14 protein-coding genes are annotated in these 18,991 nt (G+C 66.5%); 6 read left to right on the forward strand and 8 right to left on the reverse strand.

Annotated elements, in window-relative coordinates; genetic code table 11:
• Positions 1 to 99 precede the first annotated feature (99 nt).
• From AZKH_RS10010 to AZKH_RS10020, 3 genes are read left to right on the forward strand one after another with little or no spacing between them, the layout of a single operon-like run.
• The gene (locus AZKH_RS10010) at positions 100 to 2,448 is read left to right on the forward strand and encodes a DNA internalization-related competence protein ComEC/Rec2 (RefSeq protein WP_015435651.1); all 2,349 of its coding nucleotides are present in this window, start codon (positions 100 to 102) and stop codon (positions 2,446 to 2,448) included.
• A gap of 53 nt (positions 2,449 to 2,501) precedes the next feature.
• A complete protein-coding gene (locus AZKH_RS10015) occupies positions 2,502 to 3,440 on the forward strand; it encodes an alpha/beta fold hydrolase (protein ID WP_015435652.1) in 939 nt (312 codons plus the stop codon).
• A 28-nt stretch (positions 3,441 to 3,468) separates the two neighbouring features.
• Complete coding sequence (locus tag AZKH_RS10020) at positions 3,469 to 4,152, forward strand: DUF599 domain-containing protein (protein WP_051071665.1); 684 nt, start codon at positions 3,469 to 3,471, stop codon at positions 4,150 to 4,152.
• A gap of 30 nt (positions 4,153 to 4,182) precedes the next feature.
• On the opposite strand, the gene AZKH_RS10025 is transcribed toward AZKH_RS10020, so the two are convergent.
• Together AZKH_RS10025 and AZKH_RS10030 are read right to left on the reverse strand one after the other, a co-directional pair.
• On the reverse strand, positions 4,183 to 5,352 hold the full coding sequence (locus AZKH_RS10025) for a DUF2863 family protein (protein WP_015435654.1): 1,170 nt from the start codon (positions 5,350 to 5,352) through the stop codon (positions 4,183 to 4,185).
• Between the two features lie 43 nt (positions 5,353 to 5,395).
• Positions 5,396 to 6,229, reverse strand: a complete 834-nt coding sequence (locus AZKH_RS10030) for a pyruvate, water dikinase regulatory protein (protein ID WP_015435655.1) — start codon at positions 6,227 to 6,229, stop codon at positions 5,396 to 5,398.
• Positions 6,230 to 6,341: 112 nt separating this feature from the next.
• Between AZKH_RS10030 and ppsA the strand changes: the two genes are divergently transcribed.
• Complete coding sequence (ppsA, locus tag AZKH_RS10035) at positions 6,342 to 8,708, forward strand: phosphoenolpyruvate synthase (protein WP_015435656.1); 2,367 nt, start codon at positions 6,342 to 6,344, stop codon at positions 8,706 to 8,708.
• Positions 8,709 to 8,819: 111 nt separating this feature from the next.
• A complete protein-coding gene (locus tag AZKH_RS10040) occupies positions 8,820 to 10,001 on the forward strand; it encodes a glycoside hydrolase family 2 TIM barrel-domain containing protein (protein ID WP_041657166.1) in 1,182 nt (393 codons plus the stop codon).
• An 8-nt stretch (positions 10,002 to 10,009) separates the two neighbouring features.
• Here AZKH_RS10040 and AZKH_RS10045 read toward each other — a convergent pair whose 3' ends face one another.
• Entirely contained in the window at positions 10,010 to 11,452 is a 1,443-nt protein-coding gene (locus tag AZKH_RS10045; RefSeq protein WP_015435658.1) for an MFS transporter, read from the reverse strand.
• A 122-nt stretch (positions 11,453 to 11,574) separates the two neighbouring features.
• Here AZKH_RS10045 and AZKH_RS10050 point away from each other — a divergent pair, with 122 nt between their 5' ends.
• A complete protein-coding gene (locus tag AZKH_RS10050; RefSeq protein ID WP_015435659.1) occupies positions 11,575 to 12,522 on the forward strand; it encodes a LysR family transcriptional regulator in 948 nt (315 codons plus the stop codon).
• A gap of 4 nt (positions 12,523 to 12,526) precedes the next feature.
• Here AZKH_RS10050 and AZKH_RS10055 read toward each other — a convergent pair whose 3' ends face one another.
• From AZKH_RS10055 to AZKH_RS10075, 5 genes are all read right to left on the reverse strand, one after another.
• Complete coding sequence (locus AZKH_RS10055; protein ID WP_015435660.1) at positions 12,527 to 14,572, reverse strand: NADPH-dependent 2,4-dienoyl-CoA reductase; 2,046 nt, start codon at positions 14,570 to 14,572, stop codon at positions 12,527 to 12,529.
• 119 nt (positions 14,573 to 14,691) lie between these two features.
• A complete protein-coding gene (locus tag AZKH_RS10060) occupies positions 14,692 to 15,339 on the reverse strand; it encodes a phosphatase PAP2 family protein (protein ID WP_070099055.1) in 648 nt (215 codons plus the stop codon).
• A gap of 56 nt (positions 15,340 to 15,395) precedes the next feature.
• Positions 15,396 to 16,952, reverse strand: coding sequence for a glycosyltransferase family 39 protein (locus AZKH_RS10065; protein ID WP_015435662.1), 1,557 nt, complete (start codon positions 16,950 to 16,952; stop codon positions 15,396 to 15,398).
• Complete coding sequence (locus AZKH_RS10070) at positions 16,949 to 17,995, reverse strand: glycosyltransferase family 2 protein (RefSeq protein WP_041657168.1); 1,047 nt, start codon at positions 17,993 to 17,995, stop codon at positions 16,949 to 16,951. Before AZKH_RS10070 ends, AZKH_RS10065 begins: the two co-directional genes overlap by 4 nt.
• Positions 17,996 to 18,000: 5 nt before the next feature.
• Positions 18,001 to 18,948, reverse strand: a complete 948-nt coding sequence (locus AZKH_RS10075; protein ID WP_015435664.1) for a lysylphosphatidylglycerol synthase domain-containing protein — start codon at positions 18,946 to 18,948, stop codon at positions 18,001 to 18,003.
• Positions 18,949 to 18,991: the final 43 nt, after the last annotated feature.

Consider the following 18,991-nt stretch of genomic DNA (forward strand, 5'->3'; position numbering starts at 1 on the left):
GGGGCGCTGCGGCGCCCCTTTTTGATGGTGCACGGGGTGCTGGGCATCCGAGACTTGCGCCGCAGCCGTCCGAGCCCGCATGATTCCGGGATTATGCGAATGGCAATTGTTGCGTTTGCGCTCGGAACCTGGCTGTGCCAGCGGCTGCCCGAGCTGCCCTCTCTGACGACGCTTCTTCTCGCGACGCTCGGCGTCGGGATCGCGGCCGGCGCGCTCTTCCTCCTGCATCGTCGCGACACGTTGCCGGCCAAGGTGTTTCGGGCCGGAGTACTGTTGCTGGCATTGCTGGTCGGGCTTGGCTGGGCCGTGTTGCGCGCGCAGTGGCGCATAGGCGACGAGCTGTCGTCGGATTGGGAGGGGCGGGACGTTGTCGTCACGGGCGTCGTCGAGGACTTGCCGGACCTGATCCGAAACGGCGTGCGCTTCATGTTCGCGGTGGAACGGGCCGACGGACCGGTGCCGAGCCATATCCTGCTGTCCTCGAGCAGCTTCGAGCGCAAGGGCGCCGCCCGCGGCGAGGTGCCGGTCGTGCGGCCTGGGGAGCGGTGGCGCTTCACCGTTCGGTTGAAGAAGCCCCACGGTTTCGCGAACCCGGGCGGCTTCGACTACGAGGCATCGCTCCTCGAACGGGGAGTGCGCGCGACCGGGCACGTGCGGCAGGGCGGCGAAGCAGTGCGGCTCGACGCCAATGTGTTCGCGCCGATGGCCTATGTTCACCGCCTGCGCGATGCGATCCGCACGCGATTTTCGGCGGCTTTGCCGGACGCCGAATTCGCGGGCGTGCTGATCGCCCTTGCGGTCGGCGATCAGCGCGCGATTCCGGACGAGCAATGGACGGTCTTCCGCAAGACCGGAGTTGCACATTTGATCAGCATCTCAGGGTTGCATGTTTCGATGGTCGGATTGCTGGTCGGCTGGCTGGTCGGGTGGAAGTGGCGGCGTTCCACGCGACGCGTGCTGCGACTGCCCGCAGTGAAGGCCGCTGCCGCTGCCGGATTCTGCGCCGCTGCGGCCTACGCCGTGCTGGCCGGGCTCGGGATTCCGACGCAGCGGTCGCTGATCATGCTGGCGGTTGTCGCGCTGGCCTTGCTGTTCGGACGCGAAGCCCACGGCAGCCGCGTGCTGGCGTTGGCGTTGTTCTGCGTGCTCGTCGTCGATCCCTGGGCCGTCGTCGCGGCCGGCTTCTGGCTCTCGTTCTTTGCCGCGGGCGTGATCATGTACCTCCTCGGCGGGCGCCTGGAGACGGCGAAGGGCTGGCGTGCCGCGGCCGGAATGCAACTGGGTATCACGTTTGCGAGCCTGCCGGCGACTCTGGCCTTGTTCAACGCCTTCTCGATCGTTTCGCCGATCGCCAACGCGCTGGCGATTCCGGCGGTCAGTTTCGTGATCACGCCGCTGGTGCTGGTCGCCATCATCGTGCCGTTCGCGCCCTTGCTCCACCTCGCGCACTGGCTGACGGGGCTCCTGATGGTCTTTCTCGGATGGGTCGCGAACTTGCCCTTTGCGATGTGGCAGCAGGCGGCCGCTCCGGGAGCCCTCGTCGCCGCAGCGGTGGCGGGCGTGGCGTGGATGTTCCTGCCGCGTGGCACGCCGGCCCGCTACATGGGGGTGCTCGCCGTGCTGCCGATGCTTGGCTGGTCGCCGTCGCGTCCGGAGCATGGCGGATTTCGGCTTGCCGTCCTCGATATCGGCAACGGCACGGCGGTCCATGTGCAGACGGCGCGCCACGACCTCGTGTACGACACCGGGCCGGCCTACGGGGCCGACAGCGATGCGGGCGAACGCGTCATCGTTCCCTACCTGCAGGCCGAGGGCGTTCCGCGGCTCGATCGCGTGGTCATTTCGCATGACGACCTTGACCACACGGGCGGCGCAAGATCGCTCGTTGAAGGGATTCCGGTGGCTGAACTACTCACCAATCTGCCGCGCGATCGGCTCCCGGGGAAAGCGGCCGGAACGCCGGTGAGGGCGTGCGTCGCCGGAGATCGGTGGCAGTGGGACGGCGTCGCGTTCGAGATCCTGCACCCGGCGGCGGCGGAGCCGTCCCTTCACGGCGACAACGATCACTCGTGCGTCGTGCGCGTCGCGTCGCCGAGCGGGTCGGCGCTGCTTCTCGGAGACGTCGAGCTTCCGGCCGAGCGTCGCATGCTCGAGCGGGATGGGCAGCATCTCGTGAGCGACGTCGTCGTGGTCGCCCATCACGGCAGCAAGACCTCATCGGGGGCGGACTTCATCGCGGCGACGGGCGGACGTGAAGCGATCTTCTCGGTGGGTTACCTGAACCATTACCACCACCCGCATCCCTCGGTCGTCGAACGCTGGACGGAGGCCGGTGCGAGGGGCTGGCGAACGGATCGGCAGGGGGCGATCCGCGTCGACTTCGGTTCATTCCGCATGACCGTGGAAGCGCAGCGATCGACGGAGGCACGATACTGGTACGGTCGTTGAGTGATGCCGGCATGCTGTTACACTGACTGATCCGCATCGCAGAAGACCATTCCATGAGCCTCCTCGATACCTTGCGCCGACTGTTTCAGCCTGCTCCGCCGCTGCTCGAGCATCGTCCCGCACCGGTGGCGCGACCCTATCACGGGCTGCGCGAGAAGAGCGTCCAGTGCATCGGGCCGCACGGCCTGCATCGCATGGCTTATTCGGAGTGGGGCGATCCGGCCAATCGCAAGGTGCTGATCTGCGCGCACGGTCTGACGCGCAACGGCCGCGATTTCGACTTCCTCGCCCAGGCGCTCGCCGACCACTACCGCGTCGTGTGTCCCGACGTCGCCGGTCGCGGGCGCAGCGACTGGCTGGGCGTGAAGGGCGACTACGGTTTTCCGCTCTACGTCTCGGACATGGTGACGCTGCTCGCGCGCCTCGACGCCGACACGGTGCATTGGGTCGGCACCTCGATGGGAGGACTGATCGGCATGTTGCTCGCGAGCCAGCCGCACACGCCGATTTCTCGCCTCGTGCTGAACGACGTCGGCCCCGTCATCACGGCGACGTCCTTGCGTCGGATCGGCGAGTATGTCGGCAATGCGCCGAAATTCGCGAGCATGGCGGAGGCCGAAGCCTGGATTCGCGTCGTGAGCGCCCCCTTCGGACCCTTGACCGATGACCAGTGGCAGCACATCACCCGACACGCGGTGCGCCCGGTCAATGGCGGCTTTGCGATGGTCTACGACCCGGGCATCGGCGACGTCTTCCGCTCGGCGCCGATCGCGGCCGATGTCGATCTGTGGGAGGTCTACAATGCGATCCGTTGCCCGACCCTGGTCATTCGCGGCGCAGAATCGGACCTCCTCGAACCGTCGACCTTCCAACGGATGTCCGAGCAGGGACCGCGCGCCCGGCTGGCTGAAATTCCCGGCGTCGGCCACGCGCCGATGCTGATGGATGCGGCGCAGATCGCGGTGGTCGGCGACTTCCTGCTGGGGCGCTGAGGGGCGCAGCGTGGTGGAAAGAGGCTTCATGAGCACCGTCTCGCTTCTCGACTGGAGCGCGCTCGGGTGGTTTCTGCTGGTGTGGGGCGGCTACGGCTGGTTTTCGGAGCGCAGCCGCTGGGCCCAGCACGGACTGATGGGCGCGAGCCACCGGTTTCGCCTGCAGTGGGCGCGGCAGATGCTCGGTCGCGAGTTGCGGATGACCGACGCGGCGCTGGTCGGCAACCTGATGCAGAGCGTGTCCTTTTACGCGAACACGACGATCTACATCATCGCGGGCTTGCTCGCCGTGCTCGGCGCGATGGACCCGCTGATCCGCTTCGCCGCGGACCTGCCGTTCGCACGCCAGACCTCGCGCGAACTGGGGGAAGTGAAGCTCGTGTTGCTGCTGACGGTGTTCGTCGTCGCGTATTTCAAATTCACGTGGTCGCTGCGGCAGTTCAACATGCTGTCGATACTGATCGGCGCCAGTCCTTCAGGGATGACGGGCCAGTCCGCGGAGGCGGCCGCAGAGCGGTTCGCGACGGTCAATTCGCTCGCGGGCGACGAGTTCAACCGCGGGATCCGTTCGTACTACTTCGGCCTTGCCGCGGTGACCTGGTTCGTCCAGCCGTGGCTCTTCGCGTGCGTCACGACGCTCGTCGCGGTCGTACTTTACCAGCGTGATTTCGCTTCGCCGGTGCTGGCGACGATGGGGAAGGGTGAGGAGTGAGGGCGCCTGGCCCTTCACTCCTTCTCGAGCTCAGTGCAGATGCCGGGGCGGCTGTTCGCCGTGTTCCTCGGGCATCTCCGCATGTACGATCTCGCCTTCCGGCGAGGGGTAGAGCGGGGCGCCGCAGTCGTCACAGTATTCCAGCGGGAAGCGATGCTCGAGGTTCACGATGTCCGTGACGCCGCAATCTCGGAGCACCGCCTCGATCTCGGCCGTTCCCTCGGCGCTCTGGTCGTCCGCACCCAGCAAGGGCCAGACGACGCCGTGCACGACCTGCTCGTTGCCGCGCAGCGTCAGGCCCACCCGATACTCCTGCAGCTCTCGGTCGTGGAAGGGCGCGATCACGGCGCGCAGGTTCGACGCCGGCGTTTCCAATTCGGCGCCGAGGAAGGCGACCGAGGCCCGGATCGAATACGGACGGCTATGGTTGTCGGCCAGGCGGCTCGCTGCAAAGTAGGCGTCCGGCAGCACCACTTCCATCGCGCAGCCCGGGAGCAGCGGAGCCAGGCAGGCGCCGCCCTGCATGCGCCACTGGTTGAGGGCGTCGTCGCGGTTGCGATCGGGTTCCTGCCAGCCGAATAGCGCTTCGCCGCGCGGTACGACGATCGCGCCGAGGACATAGCGGGTGTCGGACAGGAACTGGGCGGTTTCCGGCATATCCGCGGTGTCGATCTTGAGGTTGCGGCCGGCGATCGCGGCGCGCGCCAGTTCCGCCGCGAAATTCGCCGTCGCGCAATAGCCTTGCGGGAGCTGGTCGGGGCTGAAGAGGAAATCGGCGAGCGCGAGCTTGACCTTGCCGCCGAGTACGTGCGCCTGCAGATGCACGCCCAGGTTGGAGAGGACGGCCGCAGGGATCGTGTTGGCCGGAATCCGATAGCGGGACCAGGCGAGCACCGGCGCCGCGATCAGGAGGACGTCGTGCTCGGGACCGGCTGCGCCCGCGCTCTCGGCGCGCGATTCCACAAAGTCCGCGAGCTCGTCGTAACCGCGCGTATCGGCGCTATAGAGATGGTCGAGGGCGTTGTTGAGCGTTTCCTCTTCGCCTTCCGCGAGGAGGCGGTCGATGGCCGAAACCAGTTGCTGTTCCCAGTACTGGTCTTCCGCACGGCTGCCGGATTGGGCGAGCCCCGTTGCGAGCCAGATGAGTTGTTCTGCGTCACGGCCCAGGCCGCCGCGGCGTTTCTGGCGGGTTCTTTTCATTGGTGTTCCTGTTCGGGAGGCGTTGCGGAGATGCAACGGCAAGTCAGTAGGCGGGCTTGTTCAGCCTCACGGCCTGAAGGATGGTAGCCGAAATCTCTTCGATGGACTTCGTGGTGGAATCGAGCCACTGGATGTTTTCGCGGCGCATCAGCTTCTGCGCGGCCTCGATTTCGAAGCGGCAGTTGTCGATCGACGCGTAGCGGCTGTTGGGCCGGCGTTCCTGGCGGATCTGCGACAGGCGCTCGGCGGCGATCGTCAGGCCGAACAGCTTCGGGCGGTGGCGGTGCAGTTCGCCCGGCAGTTTGTTGCGCTCGAAGTCTTCCGGGATCAGCGGATAGTTCGCCGCCTTCACCCCGAACTGCATCGCGAGGTAGAGGCTGGTCGGCGTCTTGCCCGAGCGCGACACGCCGACGAGGATCACGTCCGCGTCCGCGAGTTCGCCGTCGGTCGAGACGCCGTCGTCGTGGGCCATCGCGAAGTTGATCGCTTCGATCCGCGCCTTGTAGGTGCTGCTGTCGGCGATGCCGTGGAAGCGGCCGACCGTGTGTGTCGAGCGCTGGCCGAGTTCGGATTCGAGCGGCACGATGAACTGGTCGAAGAGATCGACGAACAGCGCGTCGGCCTCGCGCAGGCCGCTCTGCGGATGCGGGTTCACGAGCGTGCTGAACACGATCGGCCTGACGCCGTCGTTCGCACGCGCCTCGCGGATCTGCCGTGTGGCTTCGATGGCCTTGTCGAGGTCGTCGACGAAGGGGATCCGCACCTGGCGGAAGTTCGCGTCCGGAAACTGCGCGAGCAGGCTGTGGCCCAGAGTTTCCGCGGTGATGCCGGTGCCGTCCGAGATGAAAAAGACGGTACGTGTGGGAGTTTCGCTCATTGTCCAGGCCAAAAAAACGGGTATTGGGGAAAACCTGCGGATGCGGCAGGGCAGCATTTGTCGCTAAAATCACATTTTGCTTTCTCCCCAACAAAATCGGAAGGCCATCCCCATGACCCGTTACGTCATCCCCTTCAACGAACTGCGCATGTCCGACGTGGAGCAGGTAGGCGGCAAGAACGCCTCGCTCGGCGAAATGATCAGCCAGTTGCCCGCCAGTGTGCGCGTTCCGGGTGGTTTTGCCACCACCGCCGACGCGTTCCGCGAGTTCCTTGCGCATCAGGGACTGGCCGAGCGGATCAAGGCGGCGCTCGATGCGCTGAACGTGGATGACGTGGATACGCTGGCGAAGACCGGTGCACAGATTCGCCAGTGGGTCGTGGATACGCCCTTCCCGGCCAAACTCGAAGAAGAGATCCACGCAGCTTACAACGCGCTGACCGCCGAAGGCGAGGGCAGCTTCGCCGTGCGTTCGTCCGCGACCGCGGAAGACCTGCCGGACGCGTCCTTCGCGGGCCAGCAGGAAACCTTCCTGAACATCCACGGCTACGAGAACATCCTGCACGCGATGAAGGAAGTGTTCGCGTCGCTGTACAACGACCGCGCGATCGCCTACCGCGTGCACAAGGGTTTTGCGCACGCTGACGTCGCGCTGTCGGCGGGCGTGCAGCGCATGGTGCGTTCGGACACCGGCGCGTCGGGCGTGATGTTCACGATCGACACCGAGTCGGGCTTCGACCAGGTGGTGTTCATCACCGCCTCCTACGGCCTCGGCGAGACTGTCGTGCAGGGCGCCGTGAACCCGGACGAGTTCTACGTCCATAAGCCGACGCTCGCGCTGGGCAAGCCCGCCGTCGTGCGCCGCAACCTCGGCTCCAAGCTGATCAAGATGGTCTTCGCGGACAAGAAGGAAGCCGGCAAGTCCGTGCGTACCGTCGATGTCGCCGAAGCCGACCGCAACAAGTTCTCGCTGACCGACGAGGACGTGCTGGAACTCGCCCGCTACGCCGTCGTGATCGAGAAGCACTACGGCCGCCCGATGGACATCGAGTGGGGCAAGGACGGCCAGGACGGCAAGCTGTACATCCTGCAGGCGCGTCCCGAGACGGTGAAGAGCCAGTCGACCGGCCATGTGATGGAGAAGTACCGCCTCAAGCAGTACGGCAAGGCGCTCGCACACGGCCGTGCGATCGGCCAGAAGATCGGTGTCGGCACGGTCCGCGTCGTCGGCGACGCCTCCGAGATGAACCGCGTCCAGGCGGGCGACATCCTCGTCACCGACATGACCGACCCGAACTGGGAGCCGGTGATGAAGCGCGCCAGCGCGATCGTCACGAACCGCGGCGGCCGGACCTGCCATGCGGCAATCATCGCACGCGAACTGGGCATCCCGGCGATCGTCGGCTGCGGCAATGCGACCGAAGTGCTGGCCGAAGGCGACTCGGTGACCGTGTCCTGCGCCGAAGGCGACACCGGCTACGTTTACCGCGGCAAGCTCGACTTCGAAGTGATCACGACCGACATGGGCAATCTGCCCGAGATTCCGCTGAAGGTCATGATGAACGTCGGCAATCCGGAACTCGCGTTCGAATTCGCGCAGATCCCGAACGGCGGCGTCGGCCTCGCCCGTCTCGAGTTCGTCATCAACAACATGATCGGCATCCATCCGAAGGCGATCCTCGAGCTGGGCCAGGTGCCGGCGAGCCTGCGCGACGAGATCCTGCGCCGTTCGCGCGGCTACGCGACGCCCAAGCAGTTCTTCATCGAGAAGCTGGTCGAGGGTGTCGCGACGATCGCAGCGGCCTTCTACCCGAAGCCCGTCATCGTCCGCATGTCCGACTTCAAGTCGAACGAATACCGCAAGCTCCTCGGCGGCGAGATCTACGAGCCGGAAGAAGAAAACCCGATGCTGGGCTTCCGCGGCGCCTCGCGCTACATTGCGCACAGCTTCCGCGACTGCTTCGAACTCGAGTGCGTGGCGATGAAGAAGGTGCGCAACGAGCTGGGCCTGACGAACGTGCAGATCATGGTGCCCTTCGTGCGCAACGTCGAAGAGGCGAAGGGCGTTGTCGATCTGCTCGCAGAGAACGGCCTGAAGCGCGGCGTCAATGAACTCAAGCTGATCATGATGTGCGAGATCCCGTCGAACGCGTTGCTCGCGGATGCCTTCCTTGAGCACTTCGACGGCTTCTCGATCGGCTCGAACGACCTGACCCAGCTCACGCTGGGTCTGGACCGCGATTCGGGCCTCGTTGCCCATGCCTTCGATGAGCGCGATCCGGCGGTCAAGCAGCTGCTGTCGATGGCGATCAAGTCGGCCAACCGCCTCGGCAAATATGTCGGCATCTGCGGTCAGGGCCCCTCGGACCATGCGGACTTCGCCGAGTGGCTGATGGACGAAGGCATCCAAACGATCTCGCTGAACCCCGACACGGTGGTCGATACCTGGCTCAAGCTCGCGGCACACGCGAAGAAGTAATCCGACCAAGGGTCGGCTACGTACAGACGGCGACTTCGGTCGCCGTTTTTTTTGATCGCAACATTCCGGAAGATTGTCGTGGCTTCTTTCCTGATTCGACATTCGTGGCTCATGCTGCACCTTCTGTTCGTGCTTGCGATGGCCCCGTCTGCCTGGGCGGCCGATGTGCAGTGGCGGGGCGCCGCGTTCGAGGGCGACCGGGCCGCGCTGGAGAAGCTCGCGCAGGCGGGGGCGAAAGTCGTGCGCGTCTATCGCGAGAGTGACGCGTGGGTCCTGGACGAGGCTCAGCGCCTGGGGATGCGGGTCGTGATGGGGCTATGGGTCGCGCATCCGCGGCACGGGTTCCGGCTCGACGACGCGAACGCGGTGCGGCGGCAGGAGCAGGCGATCCGGGCTTTCGTCCTGCGTTATCGGGATCATCCGGCCTTGCTCGCGTGGGGCATCGGCAACGAGGTCGAGACCGGCGAAGCGGACCCGTTGCCCGTTTGGCGCGAGGTTGATCGGCTTGCCCGGGTCGTGAAAGCGCTTGATCCCAAGCATGAAACGATGATGGTGGTGCCGGACGGCGGGCCGGAGCACCTGAAACGCCTCGCCGACTGCTGCCCGAATGTCGATCGGCTGGGGATCAATGTCTATGCCGGCGCGGCCTTCAACCTGCCGCAACGCGTGCGCGAGGCCGGCATCCGCAAGCCCGTCGTCGTAACCGAACTGGGGCCGCTGGGACAGTGGCAGGCTGGCCGCAAGCCTTGGGGCGCACCCGTCGAACTGACGAGCAGCGAAAAGGCAGGCTTCTTTCGCGATGCGGTGGCCTATCTGCAGTCCGAACCGGCTATCGGCGGCGTCTTTCCCTTCCTATGGGGGGCGAAGCAGGAGCAGACGGAGACTTGGCATGGCCTGCTGCTCGCGGATGGCAGCCTTACCGAAATGACGGACGCGTTGTCCGCCGCCTGGGGACGACCGGTGGAAACCGCTGCGCCGGCGATCCGCGGAATCGGTATCGCGGCCGATACGTTTTCGCCGGGGGCTGAAATCTCCGCCGGGGTCGATGCGCTGTCCTTCGACGGCTCACCGTTGCAAGCGGAGTGGAAGGTGGTCGCCGAGGCCCGCGATCTGCGGCTGGGGGGCGACAACGAAGCCGTGCCTCCGCGGGTTCCGGTCCGCGTGCTCCAGGCCGACGCTCGGTCGGTGCGCTTCGTCGCACCGTCCGAGCCCGGCGCCTACCGTCTGTTCCTGACGATTCGCGATCGTTCGGGAAAGGCGGCGACGGCGAATCTGCCCTTCCTGGTGCGCTGAAGTCGATGCTAGTGGAAGATCCGCTGACGCCACACCAGCAGCGCGACCGGTACCACGAGCAGGGCAAAGCCGATGAAGGTGTCGTTGCTCGCGGCGAACAGGGCTTGGCTCGCAATGTGGGCCGTTTCACCGCTCCCGGCGTTGCCGAGGACGTGATGCATCAGTTCGGCCGCTGCGGGCGCGTCCGCTGACGGGGCCGCATCGCCGAGCCGTTCCGCAAAGCGCCACTGCAGGATCGCGGCACTTGCGGCGACGGCCGACGACAGCCCCAGCTGGCGCACGATGTTCTTGACCTGATAGGCGTGCGAGAACGCCTTCTGGTCCACCTCGACGAAGGTGCCGAATGCCACCGGACCGAAGAAGAAGGCGGACGACGCGGCGCCGAGGGCGGCGGGCAGGAGCAGTGCCGTCCAGCCTGCGCCGGCGTCCAGGAGCGCCAGGAGGCTCCAGCCCAGGAAGCAGAAGGCGAGTCCAACGAGCATGTAGGGGCGCAGGCGGGGCCAGCGGCGGAACATGAAGGCGTGGACGAGGGCGGCCGCGAGGCCGGTCAGGAAGGCGACGGTGAGCACCGCCCCCGTCGTCAAGGTCGGCAGGCCGAGCGCCTGTTCGGCGAAGATCGGCAGCAGGAATCCGCTGGATCCGGCCATGAAATAGCCGATGAAATACAGCACGATTCCCAGCGCGTAGCGCCAATGCAACAGCGCACGGTAGTCGATCAGGGGGCGGTCACGATGCCATTGCCGCCACGCGAATGCGGTGAGAATCAGGCAGGCGGGCAAGGCGAAGGCGACGACGCGCAAGGGGTGGGCGAGGAGGCCGAACTGCATTTCCTGCAGCGCGTACTGCAGGCAGAGCAAGGCGCTCGCGAGGATCAGTACCCAGCCCCAGTGCTCGCGGCTACGCTCATGTGCCGGGGCGGTGCTGCGGCTGAGATGGGGGCCGGCGACCAGTGCGACCGCCATGCATAGCGGCACGACCGCCCAGAAAAGGGCGCGCCATCCGAACGTGTCGGTGAGCAGCGCCGAGGCCAGCGGGGCGAGCGCCGTGGCGCTCAGCAGCGACGCGATGAAGGCGAGGACGCCGTAAAAGAGCCGCTCCGGCGGGACCCTGTTGACCTCGATTCGCCCGGCAGTGAAGAAGGTCGCCCCGGCTGCGCCCTGAAGGGCACGCCCGACCGTGAACTGCCCGATGCCGCTCGCGGTCGCGCAAAGGACCGCGCCGATCGCGAAAAGCAGCAGTGAGCCGAGCGTGAAGTTGCGATAGCCGTAGCGTTCGACCATCCACTGGTGCTTGTAGAGCATGAAGATCGCGCCGACCGCGTACACGGTGAAGGACAGCGCGAAAGCGTCCGGCCGTGCGCCGAGGCCGCTCATGATTGGCCCCGCTGCGAAGGTCACCATGCCGGTTTCGAGAAATTCGATGCTCGTGACGGCGGCGATGGCACGAAGCATTGCCGGGGTCGACGATGGCGCAGGATCTGAAGGCACGGTCGGTATCCGCGAAGAAGCGATACCAAAGTCTAGGGCTCGGTTTAAAATCGACAAAATCGATTGTTATGATGCAGTAAATCGACATGGTTGATATCGATCACCGTTTGTTCCGTCACCTCGACCTGAACCTGCTCGTGGCCTTCGACGCGATCATCGACGAGCGCAACGTGAGCCGCGCAGCCGAGCGGCTGTGCATCGGTCAGCCGGCGGCGAGCCACGCGTTGGCGCGCCTGCGCAAGCTCTTCGGCGACGAGTTGCTGTTCCGGCAGGGGGCGTCGATGCAGCCGACGCGGCGCGCGCTCGAACTTGCCGCGGTCATTCGGCCGTGGCTTTCGCAGGCACTGGCGCTGGCACGCAGCGGGCAGGAGTTCGACCCGGGCCGCGTGTCCGGGCGCGTTCGCATCGCGCTCGGCGATCCGCTCGAAGCGCTGCTGCTGCCGGGGCTGATGGCTCGGGTGCGGGAACTCGCGCCGGGACTGGAGGTGTCGGTCCAGCCGATTCCGGTCTCGGCGCAGATCGAGGCGCTCGACCGCGGCGAGATCAGCTTGGCGGTCGGGCATTTTGCCTGCGATCGGGAGACCCACCAGGCGACGCTTCTGAGCAGCGTCGGATTCGATTATCTCTACGCGCCGGCACTCGTGGATCTGCCGGCGGAGCCGAGCCTGGCCGATATCCTGGTGCCGCCGCACATCCACACTTCATACGCGGGCGAGCAGGAAGGGCTCGTCGATCGCGCGCTCAAGCAGCAGGGGCTCTCACGGCGAGTCGTCGTGCGCGCCGCGACGCCGCTGTCGATCCCTTTCGTCGTCAAGCAGAGCCCACTGGTCGCAATCGTGCCCAAGCTCATCACGCGTCTCTTTGCCGCACACTCGGACCTGCGGATCGCGACCGTTCCCTTGCCGGAGCTCGTGCTGCCGGTCATCGCAGTCCGCCATCGGCGCGACCGGTCGGATCCGCTGCTGGATTTCGTCGAAAGCCAGCTCGTGGCGGCTGCGGAGGCGCTCTTTGGCGAGCGTCCGCAGCCGATGTGAGCTCTCAGAGCGCCGCGGCGACCCGCGTGCCCTGGTCGATCGCGCGTTTCGCGTCGAGCTCGGCAGCGACGTCCGCTCCGCCGATGCGACGCACGTCGACGCCGGCCTGTTGCAAGGGCGCTTCGAGTTCGCGCAGTGGTTCTTGACCAGCGCAGACGACGACGGTGTCCACATCGAGACAGCGCGTCTCGCCATCCACCGTGATGTGCAGGCCCGCGTCGTCGATGCGTTCATAGCTCACGCCCGCGAGCATCTTCACGCCGCGGCGAGCGAGTAACGTACGCCGGATCCAGCCGGTCGTCTTCGCGAGCCCGTCGCCGACCTTCGTGTTCTTGCGCTGAAGCAGCCAGAGTTGGCGCGGCGGTTCCTCTTCCGATTGCTTGCACAGCCCGCCCGGGCGGGCGTAATTGACGTCGATGCCCCATTCGCGGCGGTAATGGTCGATCGGATCGTCGGCGAGATCGGCGTGGGTCAGGAATTCGCTGACGTCGAAACCGATGCCGCCCGCACCGATCACGGCCACTTTCTTGCCGACCGATTTGCGGCCCGTCAGGACGTCGATGTAGCTCACGACTTTGGCGTGGTCGACGCCCGGAATGTCGGGCGTCCGGGGCGCGATGCCCGTGGCGAGCAGCACGGTGTCGAAGCGCCCGTCGAGGTCGCGCGCCGCGACACGCTGGTTCAGACGGATATCGACACCGGCGTGCGCGAGGCGGTGCCGGAAGTAGCGCAAGGTCTCGGCGAATTCTTCCTTGCCGGGAATGCGGCGGGCGAGGTTGAACTGGCCACCGATTTCGGCCGCGCTGTCGAAGAGGGTCACGTTATGGCCGCGTTCGGCAGCGGTCGCCGCAGCCGCCATGCCGGCCGGTCCCGCCCCGACGACCGCAATGCGGCGTGACTTGCCGGCCGGGCGGATGACGAATTCCGTCTCGCGGCAGGCGATCGGGTTCACGAGGCAAGTGCAGGGCTTGGCCTCGAAAATGTGGTCCAGGCAGGCCTGGTTGCAGGCGATGCAGGTATTGATCTCCTCGGCGCGATCCGCGGCCGCTTTGGCGACGAAATCCGGGTCGGCGAGGAAGGGGCGGGCCATCGAGACCATGTCGGCATCCCCGCGCGCGAGCACGCTTTCGGCGACTTCGGGCGTGTTGATGCGGTTCGAGGTAATAAGCGGGATGCTCACCGCGCCCTTCATGCGCCGTGTGACCCAGGTGAAGGCCGCACGCGGGACCATGGTCGCGATCGTCGGGATGCGCGCCTCGTGCCAGCCGACACCGGTATTGATCAGCGTCGCGCCGGCGCGCTCCACCGCTTGCGCCAACGCCACGATCTCTTCCCAGGGCGCGCCGCCTTCCATCAGGTCGAGCATCGACAGGCGATAGATGATGATGAAGTCGCGCCCGACACGCTCGCGCACGCGACGCACGATTTCGGTCGGAAAGCGGTGCCGGTTTTCCAGGCTGCCGCCCCAGCGGTCGTTGCGGTGGTTGGTGTGCGGGACCGTGAATTCGTTGATCAGATAGCCTTCCGAGCCCATCACTTCGACGCCGTCGTAACCCGCCGCGCGCGAGAGGGCCGCGCAGCGGGCGTAATCCTCGATCGTGCGCTCGATGTCGTCCTCGCTCATCTCGCGCGGTGTTGCGGGCGAGATCGGCGCCTTCAACGCCGTCGGGGCGACTGCGCCGCGATGGTAGGCATAACGGCCGGCGTGCAGGATCTGCATGCAGATCCGTCCGCCTTCGGCATGCACGGCCTCGGTGATGGGACGGTGATGGGCGACCTCATCGTCGTTCGTCAGCGCCGCGGCGCCGGGGAAGATCACTCCGTCCGCATTCGGGGCAATGCCGCCGGTGACGATCAATCCGACGCCGCCGCGCGCCCGGGCGGCGTAAAACGCGGCGAGCTTCTCGAATCCGTTGCTCGATTCCTCCAGCCCGGTGTGCATCGAGCCCATCAGCACGCGATTCGGCAGCGTGCAGAAGCCGAGATCGAGCGGTTCAAGCAGGCGAGGGTAGGGAACGGGCGTTGCGCCAAGCGCGGCCGGTTGTGTCATGGGCAGTGTCTCCGGATATCGTTATATTCTGACGTACGGTACCGTATTGTCCGTGTCGTGCAGATGATAGGAGTTTGTTGCGCGCAGGAACAGGGGGCGCGGGGCGGGAGATGTGGGTGTCAGGCTTCGAGCCGACCGAATCGCCGGAACACGAACCATGCGAGCCAAGCCGCGAACCACACGGCGTAAAAGCTGAACACGATGTCGCTCAGGTAATGGCCGCCCTGCGTCATGCGGGCCAAACCAAAGACCATGCCGACGAACAGGCCCACGAGCGTCCAGCGGCGTCGCGCCGCAGCATTGCCGAGAAAGCCGAGACTGACGAGAAAGAAGCCCGCGGCTGCATGCTCCGACAGGGAGGAGCAGTTGCTGTCGCATTCGGCAGCGCGCTTCAAGGGCGGCGTGAAGCTCCGGCTGCCGCCGAATTCGGTGATCCGAACGGGGCGCGCGCGGCCGACGTTGTCCTTGAGCACCGTATTGACCAGGAGACCGGGGCCGAGCGCGAGGGATACGATCAGGTAGGCGATCTGAACGCGCCGCCGCGTGCCCGTCGAGCCTCGTTGCATCGAATAGGCGAAGAGCGCGATCAACAGGGCGATGACCGCCGCCCGGGACATCAGCGGCACGCCCTTGAACAGCGACTGCATCACCGGGTCGCGTTCGCCGACGAATCCTCGGCCGGGATCGAAGAAGAACCCGGCGACCTGCAGGTCGATTTGCGGATACAGCGCAAAAACGGCGATGCTTACCAACAAGGACAAACACATCGCCCAGGTCAGGCGGCTCCTCGTGCGGGGGCCGCCTGATCCGTCCGTTTTCGGCGTCATTCAGGCAGCTTGCGGACGAGCGCGACGCCGCCCTTGCGGTAGAGAATATCCACTCCGGTGGCGGGCAGGCGATCGACGCGTGTGAGCGCGACCTCACCCGGGGCCGGGGCCTTGTCGAGCGTGACCGCCTGGCGATACACGCTGAAGCTCGGTGCGTAATAGCGCCACGCGAAGACGGGTTCGCCGAGATTGTGGGCGATCAGGCCGGCTTCGCGCACCGGGCCCTGCAGCACACCGCCCGCCCACGGGACGACGACGCTCGCGAGCACGACGATCTGGATCGCCGCGGCCGCACCGAGCTTCATCCATGCCGCCGCGCGCCAGCGCATCGCAATGGCGAGCCACAGCAGCAGGCCGCCGATCGTCACGAGGTAGTACTCGAACGTGACCGAGCCCAGCGCCTCGGACAGCAGCGCGCGGTAGTAGGCGTTGCCGGCACTGCTCGCCGAGAGCGCCGCGAAGATCGTCGGCAGCAGCGGCAACAGGCCCAGGAGCAGCAGCGGGGCGATCAGGTGCAGCCAGGTGCGCCGCAACTCGTTGCGGTGGATTGCGATCAGTAGGAACAGCGGCGTGGAGCCGTACAGCACGTAGTGCGGCAGCTTGGTCCCGGAGATGGAGAAGAAGGCTACGACGAACACGGCCCAGATCCACAGGAAGCGGCGCACACCGGTGTCGATGTCACCGCGCACGTGCCGCAGGGTCGCGATCAGCGGACCGGTCCAGGGCAGCAACAGCAAGGGTACTGCGATGACGTAGTAGAAGAGGCTTCCCGCATGGCCTTCGAGCGTGCCGGTGAAGCGCTCGACGTTGTGCTTCATGATGAAGCCGTCGATGAAGAGCCGCCCGTGGATCGCGAGCGCCGCGGCGTACCAGGGCACGACGATGATCGCGAAGATCGCGAGGCCCATCGGATCGAACACCGCACGCGCCCAGCGCTTGAACTCCCCGCGACTTGCGCAGTAGAGGAAGCTGACCGTGCCGGGAATCAACAGCGCGATCGGTCCTTTCGTCAGCGCACCGAGCCCGATCCAGACGAAGGCGCGGAGCAGCGGTGCGCGCCGGCCCGATTCGAGATGGCGCCAGACGTCGAAGAGCGCCAGCGCGAGCAGCAGGTTGAGCAGCGCGTCGGCGGTCGCCGCGCGGCCGATCGCGAACGGCCCGATCGCCGTCGACACGATCGCCAGCGCGGCCAGCGCGGTGTTCGAACCGAAGCGCTGACGGGCGAAGTACCAGGTCGCGTAGCTCCACGATGCCGCGGCGAGTGCGGACGGGAAGCGGAAACCCCATTCGGTCGGTCCGAACACGAGGTAACCCAGCGCCTGCAGCCAGTAGATCAGGATCGGTTTGTCGAAACGATGCTCGCCGTTCAGGTAGGTCGACAGGAAGTCGCCGCGCTCGAACATTTCGCGCGTCGCCTCGGAAAAGGCGCCTTCATCGACGTCGAAAAGCGGCGCGCCGCCGAGCCGCAGGAAGAACGCGACCAGCGGCAGCAGGACGATGCACAGCGCCAGCAGCGGACGCGGGCGGGCGGATTCGGGAGCGTCCGGGATCATTTGACGCGATTCCGATGCCAGCCGTGGCTTTCGTCGAGCTCCGCCGTCGGACGCGCCAAGTAGGCGCGCGATGTTCCGGATTCGTAATACACCCGCGCGAGCAGTTCCGCGAGCACGCCCGAGGTCACCATCTGGATACCCGCGATCACGAGGAAGAAGCCCGCGAAGAGCAGCGGACGCGTGCCGATCGCCTCGCCCAGGAAGATCTTGACGCCGAACAGGTAGGCGAGAATCAGCGAGCCCAGGGCGCCCAGCCCGATCCCGATGCCGCCGAAGAAGTGGCCCGGCCGCGTGCGGTAGCGCATGAAGAAGTAGACGAACACGAGGTCGAGCACGACGCGGAAGGTGCGCGAGATGCCGTACTTCGACTGCCCGAACACGCGTGCGTGGTGGGTCACGACTTCCTGCGCGATGCGGCGCGGCGTCGTGACCGTCGCGAGCCACGCCGGGATGAAGCGGTGCATTTCGCCGTAGAGGCGCACGCTCTTGATCGCAGTGGCGCGGTAGACCTTGAGGCTGCAGCCGTAGTCCCTCAGATGCACACCCGTCATGCGGGCGATCAGCCGGTTGGCGATGCGCGAGGGGATCTTGCGCAGCAGCAGTCCGTCCTGGCGGTCCTTGCGCCATCCGGCGACGAGGTCGAGGTCCTCGGTCAGCAGGCGGTTGACCATGCGCGGGATATCGATGGGATCGTTCTGCAGGTCGCCGTCCATCGTCACGATCACGCTGCCGCGCGCCGCGTCGAGGCCGGCCTGCATCGCGGCCGTCTGCTTGAAGTTGCGCATCAGTTCGACGATCCGAACGTGCGGGCCGAATTTTTCCGCGCAGCGTGCGAGTTCGGCCGGCGTCGCGTCCGAACTGCCGTCATCGACCAGCACGACCTCCCAGGGCCAGGGATAAGGGCCGAGGGCGAGATGGATCCGTTCGAGCAGCGGCTCGACGTTCTCGGCCTCGTTGTACATCGGTACGACGACGGACAGGGAATGCTCCGGCAAGCCGTCGGGGATTTGCGGTTCGGCCGGGGGAAGAGGGGATTTGTTCATGCTGTTCATCGTTTTCCGGAAACGGGCGGCTGATCGCCGTTGGGGGTTGCGGAGGTGGCGCCGGAAACGAGCCAGGCGACCCCTCCGGCGCCGACGGCGCAGGCGATCACGAAAAGGTGGAGAGCGAGGGCGGCGCGCAGGCCGTCCTCGAAGGGAATTCCATGCGGCAGCAGCGCCGCGGCGGCGCCGGCTTCATAGGTGCCGAAGCCCGCGACGCCTTGGATCGGCAGGATTGCGGCGAGTTCGGCCCCCAGTGCGCCGGCGGCGCCGACCGTGGCTGAGGCGGGCAGCAGTGTCGCGAGCAGCCAGGCCTGCGCCGCGAGCTTCACCGACCAGTTGGCGATCGTCCAGACCCAGCCAAAACGGGCGTGCTGCGTCGATTCGGCGAAAGCGTCGCGCAGCTTTGCGAGCTTCGCGTGGAAGCCGTGGCGCTCCGCCCAGTCGTGCGGTGCGCGCGCCCAGCGGGGCAGGTACCAGGCGAAGCCGATCAGCCCGGTGACGCCCGCCGCGCGCAAGGGGAGCGGCAGGCTCGGCCAGACGATGACGGCGAGGATCGCGACGATCAGCGCGTCCTGAAGGCGGAACCAGAAGAGCGAAGCGACGGCGCGGCCGAGCGGCGTGCCGAAGGATTGGCGCAGCAGCACCGGGAAGGCCGCTTCGCCGCCGCGAAAGGGCACGACATTGACCATCGCGTTGTGCATCAGCACGATTCGCAGGCAGGTGCCGAAGCGGCCGCCCGCGTCCCTGCGGAATTCGTCATGCACGCGCGCCGCGCGAAGCAGATAGCTCGCGAGCAAGCCCCCACCGGCGATTGCCAGCGTCGCGGGCGTCAGCGCCGCGAGGGCGCCGCCGACCGTGCGCCAGCGCGCATCGGCGGCAAGCCAGGCGAGCAGCGCGAGACTTGCGGCAATCGCGATCAGGCGCTTCAACGCCACCCCCGTCGCTTCATACACGCCGACGCATCCGCCAACCGGGCTGCAAGTGCCGCCGCGGCAA

Source organism: Azoarcus sp. KH32C, from assembly GCF_000349945.1.
Classification (GTDB): Bacteria; Pseudomonadota; Gammaproteobacteria; order Burkholderiales; family Rhodocyclaceae; genus Aromatoleum.

Bases quoted from the DNA above. Each gene is read 5' to 3' on its own strand.
- AZKH_RS10040 (WP_041657166.1), top strand. From the start codon at position 8,820: ATGCTGCACCTTCTGTTCGTGCTTGCGATGGCCCCGTCTGCCTGGGCG.
- AZKH_RS10050 (WP_015435659.1), top strand. From the start codon at position 11,575: ATGGTTGATATCGATCACCGTTTGTTCCGTCACCTCGACCTGAACCTG.
- AZKH_RS10030 (WP_015435655.1), bottom strand. From the start codon at position 6,229: ATGAGCGAAACTCCCACACGTACCGTCTTTTTCATCTCGGACGGCACC.
- AZKH_RS10070 (WP_041657168.1), bottom strand. From the start codon at position 17,995: ATGAACAAATCCCCTCTTCCCCCGGCCGAACCGCAAATCCCCGACGGC.
- AZKH_RS10055 (WP_015435660.1), bottom strand. From the start codon at position 14,572: ATGACACAACCGGCCGCGCTTGGCGCAACGCCCGTTCCCTACCCTCGC.
- AZKH_RS10060 (WP_070099055.1), bottom strand. From the start codon at position 15,339: ATGTGTTTGTCCTTGTTGGTAAGCATCGCCGTTTTTGCGCTGTATCCG.
- AZKH_RS10065 (WP_015435662.1), bottom strand. From the start codon at position 16,952: ATGATCCCGGACGCTCCCGAATCCGCCCGCCCGCGTCCGCTGCTGGCG.
- AZKH_RS10020 (WP_051071665.1), top strand. From the start codon at position 3,469: ATGAGCACCGTCTCGCTTCTCGACTGGAGCGCGCTCGGGTGGTTTCTG.
- AZKH_RS10015 (WP_015435652.1), top strand. From the start codon at position 2,502: ATGAGCCTCCTCGATACCTTGCGCCGACTGTTTCAGCCTGCTCCGCCG.
- ppsA (WP_015435656.1), top strand. From the start codon at position 6,342: ATGACCCGTTACGTCATCCCCTTCAACGAACTGCGCATGTCCGACGTG.
- AZKH_RS10010 (WP_015435651.1), top strand. From the start codon at position 100: ATGGCAATTGTTGCGTTTGCGCTCGGAACCTGGCTGTGCCAGCGGCTG.
- AZKH_RS10045 (WP_015435658.1), bottom strand. From the start codon at position 11,452: ATGCTTCGTGCCATCGCCGCCGTCACGAGCATCGAATTTCTCGAAACC.
- AZKH_RS10025 (WP_015435654.1), bottom strand. From the start codon at position 5,352: ATGAAAAGAACCCGCCAGAAACGCCGCGGCGGCCTGGGCCGTGACGCA.